The sequence below is a fragment of the Nonomuraea sp. B208 genome (assembly GCF_057536035.1).
This window is the reverse complement of record NZ_BAAJOU010000001.1, coordinates 1-13583: the sequence shown is the minus strand read 5'-3', so window position 1 is coordinate 13583 and position 13583 is coordinate 1. Positions and strand designations below refer to the sequence as shown.

Here is a 13583-nt window from a genome sequence, read left to right as displayed (position 1 = left end):
CCGCTGACCTGACTCGATCGGCACCCCGGTGGGCCTCACATCTGGAGCATTCCCACCGTGCCGAAGCACTCGCAACACCGCCGCCGTGGCAAGCACGCCCTCGACGCCGACGACATCGCCTGGCTGGAGAGCACGCCCGAGACGGCGTCCGACGACGGCCCTCCCGAGGGTGATCGCTGGTCCACCTGGGACCAGAGCACGCCCACGGAGAAGGGGCCGCGCCCGTACCCCGACTGGCTGGTCACCGAGCTGGCCGCCGTCGACACCGAGCACGGCATCCTGAAGACCGGCAAGGAGGCCGACGTCCACCTGATCTCGCGGGGCGTGCCGGGCACCGACCGGGTCTGCCTGCTGGCGGCCAAGCGCTACCGGTCGGCCGAGCACCGCCTGTTCCACCGCGACTCCGGCTACCTGGAGGGCCGCACGACCCGCGAGAGCCGGACGAACCGCGCCATGGCCAACCGCACCGCGTTCGGCAAGCAGATGATCGCGACGCAGTGGGCGGTGGCGGAGTTCGGGGCGTTGTGCCGGCTGTGGGAGCTGGGGATGCCGGTGCCGTACCCGGTGCAGATCCTCGGCACGGAGATCCTGCAGGAGTTCGTCGGGACGCCCGACGGCTACGCGGCGCCGCGCCTGGCCCAGGTCTCCGAGGGCCTCGACGACCTGTGGAAGCAGCTCGTCGAGGCGATGGTGACGCTGGCGGGGGAGGGGCTGGCGCACGGCGACCTGTCCCCGTACAACGTGCTGGTCCGCGACGGCAGGCTGGTCATCATCGACCTGCCCCAGATCGTGGACGTGGTCGCGCATCCGGCCGGGCCGTCGTTCCTGGACCGCGACGCGCGCAACATGGCCACCTGGTTCGCGGCCAAGGGCGTCGCCGGGGCCGACCCGGAGACCCTGGCGGCGCTGCTGCGGCGCGAGGCCCGCATGTGACCTCCATTTGCCCAGGTCCTTCCCCATATGGGGGTTTCCCGATGGAAGACTGGAGCTGACGGAAGGAGGCGTCGTGATCGAGATCAAGAGCATCGAGAAGCCGGACGAGCGCCGTGACTTCCCGAAGGGTCATTTGGAAGTGTGCAACCTGTCCGGGCTGAGCTTCGGCGTGGCCACGTTCGAGCCGGGCTGGCGCTGGTCGGAGTCGGTCAAGCAGATCGCGGGGACCAGCTCCTGCCAGATCCGTCACCACGGGTTCGTGGTCCAGGGCCGGATGCGGATGCGCATGGACGACGGGGCGGAGGCAGAGGCGGGACCGGGCGAGGTCTTCGTCTGCTCACCGGGGCATGACGCCTGGGTGGTGGGCGACGAGCCGGTCATCCTCTACGACTTCGCCGGAGGAGCAGCCGACTACGCCCGCGCGGCCGGGGACTGCTGAGCGCGGGTCGCGCGACCGGTGACTGCTGAGCGCAAGTCGCGCGACCGGTGACTGCTGAGCGCAGTCGCATGCCCGGCGACCGTTGAGCGGAACCGCGCGGGCGGCGACCGCTCCACGCGGTGGTCAGCCGCGCGACCTGCGGCCCAGCGCGCGGCGCATCCTCCTGGACAGGACGGCGCGCATGCCGCGCTGCTGGTCGAGCCGGCGGTCGCGTTGCGCCGCGTGCACCTCGCGGCGCAGCGCGCCCACCTCACGGCGCAGTTCCACCGTGCTCTTGCGCCAGCGCGCCGCCTCGTCACGCCACTTGGCGACCTGGCCGCGCAGCCGTTCGGCCTCGCCGGCCAGCCGCGCCGCCTCCGCCTCGGCCCGCACCCTGGCCTGGTACGCCGCCCGCCGCCCCAGCGGCTCGACCGGCCCCTCGGTGAACCCGTACGCCTCGCCCGTCACCCACCGCACGCCGGAGACGTCCGCCACGGCGTCGTCCAGGTCCTCGCCGGGCCGGACCACGAGCCGGGCGCGGGCGAAGGCGGACACCCGTTCCAGCCGGGCCGCGACGACGCCCTCGGGTGACTCCCGCAGCAGCACCTGGACCAGGCCGAGCCCTTCGGCGCGGGCCAGGTCGAGCAGCTTGGCCACGCCGTCCTCGCCCGGCGCCCAACCAGCGGGCAGGCGCAGCACGAACGGGACCGACGGGTCCACCTCGGCGGCGGTCGCCAGGCGTACCCGGGGTTCGTGCTCGTAGTGGCCGTGCACCAGGACCAGGTCCAGGTCGGGGTCCTTGAGCGGGGCGCGGCGGTCGCGGTCGAGCCGGTCCCAGGGGCCGACCAGCACCACCGACAGGTCCGCGACCGTGGAGGCGAGCAGGGCGTCCACGGCGGTGCGGACCGCCTCGTAGCCGGCCGTGCCGTCCAGGACCGCGGTCACGTACGGCACCTTCCACCGCCGCGCCGGATGCGTACGCAGCCACTGGTAAGCAGGGATGCGGTCGGCGACGAAGGCGTGGCTGACCCGGTCGACGCGCTGCTGCTCGCGCATCCGCATGGTCGGGCCGAGGTGGTAGGCGCGGGCCCGCGGCTCGGGCACGAACACCGCCCCCGCCTGCGCCAGCCGGTAGCCCATCTCGGTGTCCTGGCCGACGACCAGGTCCTCGTCCATGGGGCCGGCCGCCTCGATCAGGCGGGCGCTGACCGACGTGGCCCCGCCGACGTGCAGGCTGAACGGCCGCACCGGGTTGGCGGTGAGGCCGTCGGTGCGCTCGACCAGCCCGACCAGCCAGGCGTGCGGCAGGGCGGGCTCGAACGCCGCCTCCAGGTCCTGCGGCAGCGTGTCGGGCAGCGGGGCGGAGGTGAAGCGGATGTAGCCGGTGACCGAGAGGTAGGGGGCGGCGTGGTGCCAGCGCATGTGCGCCTCGATCGCGCCCGGCGTGAGCACCACGTCGGAGTCGAGCCAGTGGATGACGTCGCCGGTGGCCTCGGCGAGGCCGGCGTTGCGGGCGGCGGCGCGGCCCGGCCGGTCGCAGCGGATGAGGCGGGCGGCCGAGTCCCCGGGCAGGCGCAGCGGCGGCGAGCTGCCGTTGTCCACGACGATGATCTCCGTCAGCTCCGCCGGGTACGTCTGCCGCGCCAGCCCCCGCAGCACCAGATCCAGCTTGTGCTGCGCGCCGTACGCCGGGATGATCACGCTCACCCGCAGCTCGGGCACGAAGTCCTCGGGCGGCTGGAGGACCCGGTAGTCGTTGCCGCGCACCCGTCGCACGTCGTCGCCGACGGTGGTTTCGAGAGAAGAGACGGACATGCGCGCGAATGCTCCTAGATCGTCAGGCCGGATGGACGGGCCTCACCCTAGGACGCCTACCTGGGAGAGAACCCGGCCCGGCGATCCGCGCGCACCACGTCTTCGCAGGTCAGAGCTGCCAGAATGCGCACAGGAAACGCGCAGGTCGCCGCTCAGGACCGGAGTGTCGCGGCGACGGCCAGCGTGGTGAAGGCCGTGGTGAAGCCGCCGCCGGCCGCGTCCACGGCGGCTCCGACGTCCTCCAGCACCCGGGCCAGGTCGTCCGGCCTGAGCCGGGTGAGACCGCCGGTGGTGGGCAGCAGGTCGAGCCATTCGGCGCGGGTGTAGTGGCGTTCCCCGTCGAACCGCCACAGCTCGGGCTCGCCGAACGCGCCCGCCTGCCGGATGCCGTCGGCGAACCTCTCGAACATCTGCCGGTAGACGTCCTGGGCGGCCTTCGGCGGGCCGGCGACGGCCGGTGCGCCGGGCAGCACGCGGCGCAGCGCGCCGGCGAGCGCCTCCGCGATCGGCGGCGGCGCGTCGTACACGTGGGCGAACGCGGCGAGCAGGCCGCCGGGGCGCAGCACCCGCGCGGCCTTGACCGGGCCCGCGACCGGGTCCACCCAGTGCCAGGACTGGCCGGCCACGACCGCGTCGAACGTGCGTCCGGCGGCGTCCCATTCCTCGAACGTCGCCACCTCGACCTCGACGCCGGTGCGGCGGGCGAACGCGGCCATCCGCGCGTCCGGTTCGACGCCGAGCACCGTGTGGCCGGCCGCGAGGAACTGCCGGGCCTCGATGCCGGTGCCGCAGCCGACGTCGAGGAGGTGGGGGCCGGGGCTCGCGGCTATGATCCGCTGGATCAGGGCGTCCGGATAGGCGGGGCGGGCGCGGTCGTAGCGTTCGGCGTCCACACCGAACGATTCGGCCGTCTGCCGGGCCTCATGAGGCTCCTGCGGGGTTCCCTGAGTTAAAGTGGGCATGCGCCCACAGTAGTGGGCGCTCGCCCACTTGTCGAGCGTGCGAGAGGGAGAACGGGCGATGCCGACGGGAGTGGCGCTCCGCGATGTGCGGCAGCAGTTGTTCGACGCCGCGGAGCGGGTCCTGCTCAGGGACGGCGCGATCGGGCTGACCAGCCGGGCCGTCACCGACGAGGCCGGCGTCGCCAAGGGCGTCCTGCACCGGCACTTCGCCGACTTCGACGCCTTCCTCGCCGACCTGGTGCGCGAGCGCGTGCGCCGGCTCGCCGCCGAGGCCGCCGACCTGCGCGCGGCCGCCGGACGCGGGACCGTCGCCGGCAACCTCACCGCCGCGCTGATCCAGTTGTTCGACCCGGTCGCGGTGTCGATCGTCGGCCTCGTCATCTTCCGCGACGAGCTGCGCGCCCGGCTGCGCCAGGACCGTCCGGAGGCCGGTGTCCCGGTCCTCGCCGAGGCCGCTGCCATGATCGGCGGCTACCTCGGAGAGGAGCGCGCCATGGGGCGGATCGCCGCCGACGCCGAGGTGGACGCGCTCGCGCTCTCCCTCGTCGGCGCGGGGCACCTGCTCTTCGCCGACCGCGACGGCGCCGCGCCGGATCCGGAGGCCGTCGAGAAGGTCGTACGGGCCGTCATCGCCGACGTGGTCCAGCGCCGCCTGCTGTGACGCCGCCTCGGGCCTCCAGGTTGGCGGCCATCCGCTGGAGCGTGCGTACGGTGCCGGCGTACTCCTCCTCCGTGAGACCCGTGAGGAACGCCGAGCGGATGCCGTGCACCTTCTCCTGGACGGCGGCGTGCCCGGTCAGGCCCTCCGGCGTGAGGGCGTGGCGGCCCTCGGCGTCCTCGGTGAGCCAGCCGCGCCGGGTCAGCTCGCCGGTGACGTCCTCCAGGGTGATCGCCCCGGGCTGCCAGAAGGGGCGCAGTGTCTCCCGGAGACCGCTCGCGGTCTGCGGGGCCTGGCGGAGCACGTTCAGCACCTGCCAGTGCCGGCGCGTGAGGCGCTCCTCGTCGAGGACCCGCTCGGCCTCGGCCTCGATGAGCCGGTCGAGGTGCTTGAGCCAGTAACCGATGGGACGATCCATGACGCATGCCTTCCTGCATATACATGTCTTATTACAAGTATATGCTCAGGAGGCAGGATCCCGGTAAGTGCGCACGGCGCTCAACCCTGGCGGCCCGCCAGTCAAGGAGCGACGGGGGTGGTGGCGAGCCGGCGAGCGGCGGCGATCACCGCTTCGCGGCGGCGGGCCAGCGCCGCCTGGTCGCTCTCCTCGCCCAGCATCATCCGGCACATCCCGGGCACCGCGAAGTTCCAGGAGATGAGCCCCATGATGGTGAAGAGCAGGTCCTGGGCGGCCCGTACGCGTTCCTGCTCGGGCAGGTGAGGGGCCACGCTGTCGGCGAGGCCGCACACCTTCTCCCGGAACGCGACGCGCCGCTCCGTCTCGCTCGCGCCGAGCCCGCCGTCGCGCGTCTCCAGCGCCTCCCACAGCAGCAGCCGGATCAGCTCGGGATGTTGCTGGTGCCAGTCGAAGATCTGCCCGACGGAGTCGGCCACCGCGTCGGGATCGATGGAGATCGCGACATGGACCTCCTCCAGCTTCGCCCGCAGGACGGCGGCGAACAGCTTCTCCTTGCCGCCGTAGTAGAGGTAGATGGCCTGCTTGTTGGCCTTGGCGGCGGCGGCGATCCGGTCGACCCTGGCCCCCGCCAGCCCGTGCTCGGCGAACTCGGCGGTGGCGGCCGCGAAGATGCGCCGCTTGGTGTCCTCCGCGTCATAGGCCATGGACGAATTAAACCATCGGGTTGACTCACTCCCTCGCGAGCGGCAGGATCGGACCGGAAATAAAACAACCAGATGGTTTATTTCTCGCCATCCAGGAAGGCATCTCATGTCCACTGGCACCACCGCGCCCGCCCCCGTACGCTCCCCGCTGCCCACCGGCCTCGCCGGCGCCACCGCCGTCCTCATCGGCGCGAGCTCGGGCATCGGCCTCGCGGCCGGCGTCCTGCTGCGTTCCGTCGGCGCGCGCGTCGTCCTCGTCGGACGCGACCCCGGCCGGCTGAAGGCCGCCGTCGCCCGGGTACGCGAGGCGGGCCAGGACGAGGACCCCGACGACGCCGTGGTGGCCGTCGCCGGCGACGGCGGCGACGAGCGCACCCTCGACGAGGCCTTCGACCGCGCCGGGCGCACCGACCACGTCCTCGTCACCGCGGGCGGCATGGCCGGCGCGGGCCCCGTGAGCGGGGTGTCGCGCGACGGCCTCGGCGCGCTCCTCGACACCCGCCTCTGGCCCGTGTTCGCCGCCGCCCGCGCGGCCGCGGCCCACCTGCCCGCCGGAGGCTCGCTCACGTTCAGCTCGGGAACGCTCGTCGTCCGCCCCAGGCCCGGGATGAGCGCGCCGCTGTCGCTCGCCGGCGCCGTGGAGACCCTGACCAGGGCCCTCGCCGTGGAGCTCGCCCCGGCCCGTCAGCGCGTGAACGCCGTACGCTTCGGCATGATCGACACCCCGCTCCTGCGCTCGATCCCGGGCATGGACTCCGACGAGGGAGTCGCCGCCGCCGGGGCGGGCATGCCGCTGGGCCGCGTCGGCACCGCCGAAGAGGCCGCCGCCTCCGTCCTGTTCCTCATGGCGAACACCTACGTCACCGGCCAGGTCATCACCGTCGACGGCGGTGCCACCCTGGCCTGAGCCCTCATCGGCTGACCGGGGTCTCCCGCTCGACGTGCGACAGCTTCTCGGGGTTGCGCACGGCGTAGAGGCCGGTGATGAGGCCGTCGTCGATCCGTACCGTGAGAACGGTGCTGATCGCGCCGTCGATCCGGAAGATCAGCGCCGGATGGCCGTTGATCTGCGCCTGCTCCAGAACGGCCGGCGCGTCGGGCGTGCGCAGCCTGGCCACCAGCGCGGCCACCTGGTCGGGGCCGACCAAGGGGGTCAGCGCGGCCTTGGCGACCCCGCCGCCGTCGCCGAGCATGACCACGTCGGGGGCGAGGATGCCGAGCAGCCCTCGCAGGTCGCCGGTCTCGACCGCCCCTTGGAAGGCCGCCAGCGCGTTCCTGATCTCGGCGGGGGAGGCGCTGCCGCGCGGCCGCCGCGCGGCGACGTGGGCCCGCGCGCGGTGCGCGATCTGCCGGACCGCGGCCGGGGTCTTGCCGACGGTCTCGGCGATCTCGTCGTAGTCCACGGCGAACACCTCGCGCAGCACGAACACCGCCCGCTCGGCCGGCTGCAGCGTCTCCAGCACCAGCAGCATCGCGGTCGAGACGCTGTCGGCCAGCTCGACGTCCTCCGCCACGTCCGGCGAGGTCAGCAGCGGCTCGGGCAGCCAGGGTCCGACGTAGGACTCCCTGCGCCGGCCGAGCGTGCGCAGCCGGCCGAGCGCCTGCCTGGTGGCGATCCGCACCAGGTAGGCGCGCCGGTCCCGTACGGTGCCGAGGTCCACGCCCGCCCACCGCATCCAGGTCTCCTGCAGGACGTCCTCGGCGTCGGCCGCCGAGCCGAGCAGCTCGTAGGCGACGGTGAACAGCAGGTTCCGGTGCGTGACGAACGCCTCGGTCGCCGCGTCCAGCCGTTGCTCGCCGCCTGTGCTCATGGTCGCTCCTGCCCGCTCGCCGTCGAAAGTGCCACGCATGTGACACCGCCCGCGGCCCCGCTGTGACACCACGGCACTGTGACCCCTGTCACAGTGCCGTGGTGTCGTGGGATCAGGAGCTGGTCAGGACGGCGAGCCGCTGGGTCGCGCGGGTCATCGCGACGTAGCGGTCCACCGCCCCTTCGACGCCCTCGCCGAACCGCTCAGGATCGACCAGCACCACCAGGTCGAACTCCAGCCCCTTCGCGAGCTGCGGCGTCAGCGACCGGACCCGGGGCCGCGCCTCGAACGCCGGGTCGCCGATCACGCAGGCGACCCCCTCGGGGTGCTCGGCGAGCCACCCGTCCACGATCGCGTCCAGCTCCGCCACCGACCCGTGCCGCACGGGCACGCCACCGGCGCGGATGGACGTCGGCACGTTGGCGTCGGGGAGCGCGGCCCGGATGACCGGCTCGGCCTCCGCCATGATCTCCTCCGGCGTCCGGTAGTTGACGGTGAGCGAGGCGAGGGTGATCCGGTCCAGCCCGACCCGTTCCAGCCGCTCCCGCCACGACTCGGTGAAGCCGTGCCTGGCCTGGGCGCGGTCCCCGACCACGGTGAAGCTCCGCGACGGGCAGCGCAGCAGCAGCATCTGCCACTCCGCGTCGGTCAGCTCCTGGGCCTCGTCCACCACGATGTGCGCGAACGGTCCGGCCAGCCGGTCGGGTTCGGCGGCGGGCAGCGCGCCCTCGTCCACCAGGGCCTCCCGCAGGTCCGCGCCGTGCAGCATCGTCACCGCCGCCTCGCCGTCGTCGTCGGCCTGGAGCAGGTTGTCGACCACGCCGACCATGCGCTCGCGCTCCGCCGCGGCGGCGGCCTCCTGCCTGCGCCTGCGCCGCGACGACTCCGGGTCGCCGAGCCGCTGCCGGGCCGCGTCCAGCAGCGGCAGGTCCGACACGGTCCACGCCTGCGGGTCGGCACGCTGCAACCGCCTGATCTCCTCCTTGGCCAGCCAGGGAGCGCACAGCCGCAGGTACGCGGGCACCGACCACAGGTCGCCGACGAGGTCGGCCGGCTCGATCACCGGCCAGGCGCGGTTGAAGGCCGTCAGCAGCTCCCGGTCGCGCAGCAGCGACCTGCGGACCAGGTCGGCGGGGACGTCCTCGTCGTCGTGCTTGCCGACGATGATCTCGACCAGTTCCTCCCAGATGCGGTCGCGCGCCTCGTTGTGCGGGGTGCCGGGCTCCGGCGCCGCGAACGCCTCGGCCCAGTCGTCGGGGCCGAGCCGGACGTCGGACCACTCGGTGGTGACCGTCATGCCCTTCGCGGGCGGGTTCTCGTAGAACCTGACGGCCGGCTCGATCGCCTTCACCAGGTCCGCGGACGCCTTCAGCCGGGCCACCTCGGGGTCGCTCTCGGCCGCCGCCGTCGCGCCCTCGGGCACGAGGTCGCGCAGGGTGCAGGTCTGCACGCCCTCCTCGCCGAGACTGGGCAGGACGTCGGCGACGTACGCCAGGTACGGCTGGTGCGGCCCGACGAACAGCACGCCGCCCCGGTTGTGGCCGAGCCGAGGGTCGGCGTAGAGCAGGTACGCCGAGCGGTGCAGGGCGACGACGGTCTTGCCGGTGCCCGGACCGCCGTCCACGACCAGCGCGCCGCGCGAGCTCGCCCGGATGACGGCGTCCTGGTCGGCCTGGATGGTGGCGAGCACGTCCCGCATCCGCGGCGAGCGGCTGCCGCCCAGGCTGGCGATGAAGGCCGACTGGTCGTCCAGCGCGGCGTGCCCGTCGAGCCCGTCCGCGGTGAACACCTCGTCCCAGTAGTCGCTGATCCGGCCACGCGTCCAGCGGTAGCGGCGGCGGCTGGCCAGGCCCATCGGGTTGGCGTGGGTGGCGCCGAAGAACGGCTCGGCCGCAGGGGACCGCCAGTCCAGCAGCAGCCGCCGGCCCTCCCGGTCGGTCAGGCCCAGCCGCCCGACATAGACAGGTTCGGCCCCCTCCGACCCGACCATGCGGCCGAGACACAGGTCGAGCCCGAAGCGGCGCAGCGTACGCAGGCGGGCGCTCAGCCGGTGGACCTCCAGGTCCCGGTCCAGCGCCGCCCGGCCCGCGCCGCCGGGGGCCCTGCGCGTGGCGTCGAGACGGTCCGACAACTCGGCGACCGTCTGCTCCAGGGCCTCGGCGACGGCCGCGAAGTGCTGCTCGTCGCGGCCGATCAGCGCCGGGTCGGCCTTGGCGGACAGCCTTTCCGGCAGGTCGAACACGCTGATGGTCGATGGGTGATTCACGTAATGCGCTCCGGCGTTTTCGCAGGTTCTCGGCCTCGGCCGCCGATTGTCCTGCACGACCGGGGTCTTGCCGCAAGCCCCCGGGTGCGCTATAGGTTGAAAGTGGAAAGGAGCGGATTCTCCCCTTTCCCGTCCTCGGTCTCCTCCTCAGAACGTCTCCTGGTGCCGCCGCTCTGCTTCGTCGTGCCGGCAGCGCACGTCGCCCCTGGCCGCACGAGACTGATCCGCAAGGCCGCGCACGTACGGGGAAGAGGGGGTCCCATGGCTGAAACGGATGTGACCATGGGAGTCGAGGAGGGGTTCATTCTTCTGGACCCGGCCACCGCGAAGGTGACGCCGGTCGCCGGCGACGTGCGCGAGCGCGTCGGCGGCACCGTCCGGGACCAGGTGACGGCGCGGACCGGATTCCAGATCGAGACCCGCAGCGGCGCGCACACCGAGCTGGCGGGCCTGCGGGAGGAGTTGCTGCGGCTGCGCGCCGTCGTGGTGGCCGCCGCCGACGGCGCGGGCGCCGGGGTGGCGGCCACGGGCACGGCGTTGTCGGGCGACCTGCCGGGCGACGCCGGTTGTCTCGTGTGGCTCGGCGTTGACGACCGGGAGGAGGCCGTCCAGGTGGTCGACCATCTGCGGCCCTGGCTGCCCGTGCTGCAGGCGCTGACCGTGAACTCGCCGATCGGCGGCGACACGGACACCGGCTGCGCGAGCGGGCGCGCGATGGCCAGGAGCCGTCATCCCGCCGCCGGGCCGCCGCCCTGGTTCCGGTCAGCCGAGCACCACGACTGGCTGGTCGAAGGGCTGCACGCCACCGGGGTGGTCCCCGAGTGGCAGGCCAGGCTCTCCTCCGAGAGGCCGGCGATCGAGATCAGGGTGGCCGACACCTGCCAGACCGTGGCCGAGGTGGTGCTCCTCACGGGGCTGGTCAGGGCGCTGGCCGCCACGGCGCTCGGCGAGGTACGGGCGGGCCGGCCCGCGCCGAACGTGGACCACACCCTGCTCGCCGCCGCGAGCTGGCGGGCCGCCCGCGACGGGCTGGAGGGGGAGAACGTCGACCAGCTCACCGGCCGCACGCTGCCCGTCTGGCGGCTGGTGGACACGCTGATCGACCACATCGGGCCCGCGTTGCGCGCCCTCGGCGACCTGCCCCTCATGGACGAAGGGCTGGACGTGCTGCACCGGCACGGCTCGGGCGCGGCGCGGCAGCGGGCCGCGTACGAGCGGCGGGGGCTGGTGTCCGACGTCGCCCGCATGCTGGCCGACCAGTCGCGGCAGGACCTGCCGCGCCTGGCGGGCTGAGCCGGTCAGCTCGTCTCGATCCGCCCGAGCGGGCCCGGCTCCGCCGCCAGGGCCGCGCACGCGCTGGGCCAGGCGGGGTCGCCCAGGTCCAGGGCGGTGCGGAGGTAGGCGGTGGTGAGCCGCTGGATCAGGGCGACGCGGGCCGGGCTCTCGTCCGTGGTCTCGGCGGCGCCGGGGCCGACGATCCCGCCGAGCGAGTGCTCCGCCCCGAACAGGGTGAGCAGGCTCTTGCCTCCCGGGCTCAGCCGGTACGGGTCGGTGAACCAGTCCGGGCCCCGTACCGACAGCGCCGACCGGTCCTGGTCGCCCGCGACCACGAGCGCCGGCGTGGTCATCCGCGCGAAGTCCGGGTTCATGAACGGGAAGTGCTCGGCCGCGAACGGCGTCAGGTCGGCCCCGCCCGATCCCGGCGTGGCGAGCAGCACGCCCGCCCTGACCCGCAAGTCGGACAGATCCTCTCCCGGCCGGCCCGCGGCGTCGAGGACGCGCGCGCCGAGCAGCATGCTCGCCGTCTGCCCGCCCCAGGAGTGCCCGGCCACGGCGATCCGGTCGCGGTCGAGGCGCCCGGCGAGGCCGGGAACGGCCGCCTCGACGGCGTCCAGCCGGTCCAGGACGTGCCTCAGGTCCGTCACCCGCCACCGCCAGATGAGCGGGGTACGGGGATCGTCGGGAGGCAGGGCGAGCGTCCGCGAGTCGAGATGGGTGGGCTGGACGACCACGAATCCGTGCGCCGCCCAGTGGTCGGCCAGCGGCCCGTAGCCGTCCATCGACCAGCCGAAGCCGTGCGAGAGGACGACGACCGGCAGGTCCCGCCCGGTCGCGGGGGAGGACACCCGCACCCGCAGGTCCTCGCCACGGCCGGGGGTGGGCAGCACCACCGGTTTCACCGAGACGACCCGGGCGGCGATGGTCGTCGTGTCCGTCATGCTCATGAGAGCGGTCTTCCTTTGCGTCAGTCGGTCAGTGGGTGGGGATGAGCTCGTCGGCGACCCATCGGGCGACGCCGTCGGGGTAGGGGGCGGGCAGTCCGAGCACGACGTGCCGGAAGCCGGCCTCGACCGCCGCGCCGATCGCGTCCCTGGTGGGGCCGGGACGGTCGTAGGAGACGGGCAGGTGGATCGAGCGGGTGATCGCGGCCGCGTCGCGGCCGATCTCGGCGCAGTAGCGGTCCAGCAGGGCCGAGCGGCCCGCGAGGTCGGCGATGTCGCCGCCGCCGGGGATGTTCCACAGGTCGGCGTGCTCGGCGGCCACGCGCAGCGTCGCCGACGAGCGCCCGCCGACGAGGATGGGCGGGTGGGGGCGCTGCACCGGCTTGGGGTTGCCGAACGCGCCCTTCAGCCGGTGGTGGACGCCGTCGAAGTCGAACGGCTCGTCCTCGGTCCACAGCCGCCGGATCACCGTGCACGCCTCGGCCAGGCTGGCCACGGCGTGGGCGGTGTCGTGGAAGGGCAGGCCGTGGGCCTCGTACTCGCGCCGGGCCAGGGGATGGTCGGGGCGCGAGCCGACGCCGATGCCGAAGTCGAGGCGTCCGCCGGAGACGATGTCGACGGTCGTGGCGATCTTGGCGAGCAGCGCGGGCGGCCGGAACCGGTTGCTGGTCACCATCAGGCCGAGCCGCAGCCGCCGGGTCTGCGCGGCGAGGGCGGCGAGCAGGGTCCAGCCCTCGTGGACGGGGCCGGTCAGGTCGCCCGCGATCGGCAGGAGGTGGTCGAACAGCCAGGCGTGCTCGATCGCCGGGATCGTGTCCGCCTCGCGCCAGACCCGCAGGACGTCGTGGTAGCCGACCTGCATCGGCGCGGTCATGATCCCGAAGCTGGGCGGGGAGTCGTAGGGCATGGGTGTGCTCCTTCCGGCCGGGTGGCCGGGGGTTCGCGGAGGGAGGATGCGGGCGCGCGCTCTGGCATCATGGGAGAGAGAACAAGTGGGACTGTGTCCCGTTTAGAACATATGGGACAGTGTCCCGTTTAGCAAGCCGGGCGGCGGTGCCGGCGGAAGGAGCGGCGCGGTGAGCGACAGCGAAAAGAGCGCGCAGACCGCGCAGGGCGGGCAGGCCGCGCAGGCCGCGCGGGCCGCGCAGGGCACGCAGGGCGCGCAGGCCGCGCGGGCCGCGCAGGGCACGCAGGGCGCGCAGGCCGCGCGGGCCGCGCAGGGCACGCAGGGCGGCACGCGCAAGCGGGCCGATGCCCGGCGCAACGAGAAGACCCTGCTCGACGCCGCCGCGGCGGTCTTCGTCACCTCGGGCGTCGAGGCGCCCATCCGGGACATCGCGGCCGAGGCGGGCGTCGGCACGGCCACGATCTACCGC

Annotated in this window: 14 protein-coding genes; 6 read left to right on the top strand and 8 right to left on the bottom strand. The window is 73.8% G+C overall.

The features are described from left to right. The first annotated feature begins 57 nt into the window (after nt 1–57). Nucleotides 58–933, top strand: coding sequence for a serine protein kinase RIO (locus AC27IY_RS00070; protein ID WP_487176676.1), 876 nt, complete (start codon nt 58–60; stop codon nt 931–933). Between the two features lie 73 nt (nt 934–1006). Continuing rightward, a complete protein-coding gene (locus AC27IY_RS00065; RefSeq protein ID WP_423448069.1) occupies nt 1007–1372 on the top strand; it encodes a cupin domain-containing protein in 366 nt (121 codons plus the stop codon). A gap of 123 nt (nt 1373–1495) precedes the next feature. Here AC27IY_RS00065 and AC27IY_RS00060 read toward each other — a convergent pair whose 3' ends face one another. Both AC27IY_RS00060 and AC27IY_RS00055 read right to left on the bottom strand, forming a co-directional pair. Next, a complete protein-coding gene (locus tag AC27IY_RS00060) occupies nt 1496–3166 on the bottom strand; it encodes a glycosyltransferase (protein ID WP_487176674.1) in 1671 nt (556 codons plus the stop codon). A gap of 152 nt (nt 3167–3318) precedes the next feature. Next, on the bottom strand, nt 3319–4128 hold the full coding sequence (locus AC27IY_RS00055) for a class I SAM-dependent methyltransferase (protein WP_487176673.1): 810 nt from the start codon (nt 4126–4128) through the stop codon (nt 3319–3321). Nucleotides 4129–4186: 58 nt separating this feature from the next. On the opposite strand from AC27IY_RS00055, the gene AC27IY_RS00050 reads away from it, so the two are divergent. Continuing rightward, nucleotides 4187–4789, top strand: a complete 603-nt coding sequence (locus AC27IY_RS00050) for a TetR/AcrR family transcriptional regulator (protein ID WP_487176672.1) — start codon at nt 4187–4189, stop codon at nt 4787–4789. Here AC27IY_RS00050 and AC27IY_RS00045 read toward each other — a convergent pair. Then, entirely contained in the window at nt 4755–5204 is a 450-nt protein-coding gene (locus AC27IY_RS00045) for a MarR family winged helix-turn-helix transcriptional regulator (RefSeq protein WP_423448065.1), read from the bottom strand. The two genes, AC27IY_RS00050 and AC27IY_RS00045, sit on opposite strands and share 35 nt — an antisense overlap. A 101-nt stretch (nt 5205–5305) precedes the next feature. Further along, entirely contained in the window at nt 5306–5908 is a 603-nt protein-coding gene (locus AC27IY_RS00040) for a TetR/AcrR family transcriptional regulator (RefSeq protein ID WP_487176671.1), read from the bottom strand. Between the two features lie 106 nt (nt 5909–6014). Here AC27IY_RS00040 and AC27IY_RS00035 point away from each other — a divergent pair, with 106 nt between their 5' ends. Further along, nucleotides 6015–6815, top strand: a complete 801-nt coding sequence (locus tag AC27IY_RS00035) for an SDR family NAD(P)-dependent oxidoreductase (RefSeq protein ID WP_487176670.1) — start codon at nt 6015–6017, stop codon at nt 6813–6815. Between the two features lie 4 nt (nt 6816–6819). On the opposite strand, the gene AC27IY_RS00030 is transcribed toward AC27IY_RS00035, so the two are convergent. Both AC27IY_RS00030 and helR read right to left on the bottom strand, forming a co-directional pair. Further along, nucleotides 6820–7719 (bottom strand): RNA polymerase sigma-70 factor, encoded by a 900-nt coding sequence (locus AC27IY_RS00030; protein ID WP_423448062.1) that lies wholly within the window; start codon nt 7717–7719, stop codon nt 6820–6822. Between the two features lie 112 nt (nt 7720–7831). After that, the gene (helR, locus tag AC27IY_RS00025) at nt 7832–9985 is read right to left on the bottom strand and encodes an RNA polymerase recycling motor ATPase HelR (protein ID WP_487176669.1); all 2154 of its coding nucleotides are present in this window, start codon (nt 9983–9985) and stop codon (nt 7832–7834) included. 261 nt (nt 9986–10246) lie between these two features. On the opposite strand from helR, the gene AC27IY_RS00020 reads away from it, so the two are divergent. Beyond that, nucleotides 10247–11278: a carboxylate-amine ligase gene (locus AC27IY_RS00020; RefSeq protein ID WP_487176668.1), complete on the top strand. Its 1032-nt coding sequence runs from the start codon at nt 10247–10249 to the stop codon at nt 11276–11278. A gap of 5 nt (nt 11279–11283) precedes the next feature. On the opposite strand, the gene AC27IY_RS00015 is transcribed toward AC27IY_RS00020, so the two are convergent. Together AC27IY_RS00015 and AC27IY_RS00010 are read right to left on the bottom strand one after the other, a co-directional pair. Continuing rightward, entirely contained in the window at nt 11284–12210 is a 927-nt protein-coding gene (locus AC27IY_RS00015) for an alpha/beta hydrolase family protein (protein ID WP_487176667.1), read from the bottom strand. A gap of 28 nt (nt 12211–12238) precedes the next feature. Continuing rightward, the gene (locus AC27IY_RS00010; RefSeq protein ID WP_487176666.1) at nt 12239–13114 is read right to left on the bottom strand and encodes an LLM class flavin-dependent oxidoreductase; all 876 of its coding nucleotides are present in this window, start codon (nt 13112–13114) and stop codon (nt 12239–12241) included. Nucleotides 13115–13283: 169 nt separating this feature from the next. Between AC27IY_RS00010 and AC27IY_RS00005 the strand changes: the two genes are divergently transcribed. Then, nucleotides 13284–13583, top strand: a 300-nt coding sequence (locus AC27IY_RS00005) for a TetR family transcriptional regulator (RefSeq protein WP_487176665.1), incomplete at its 3' end; no start/stop codon positions are given.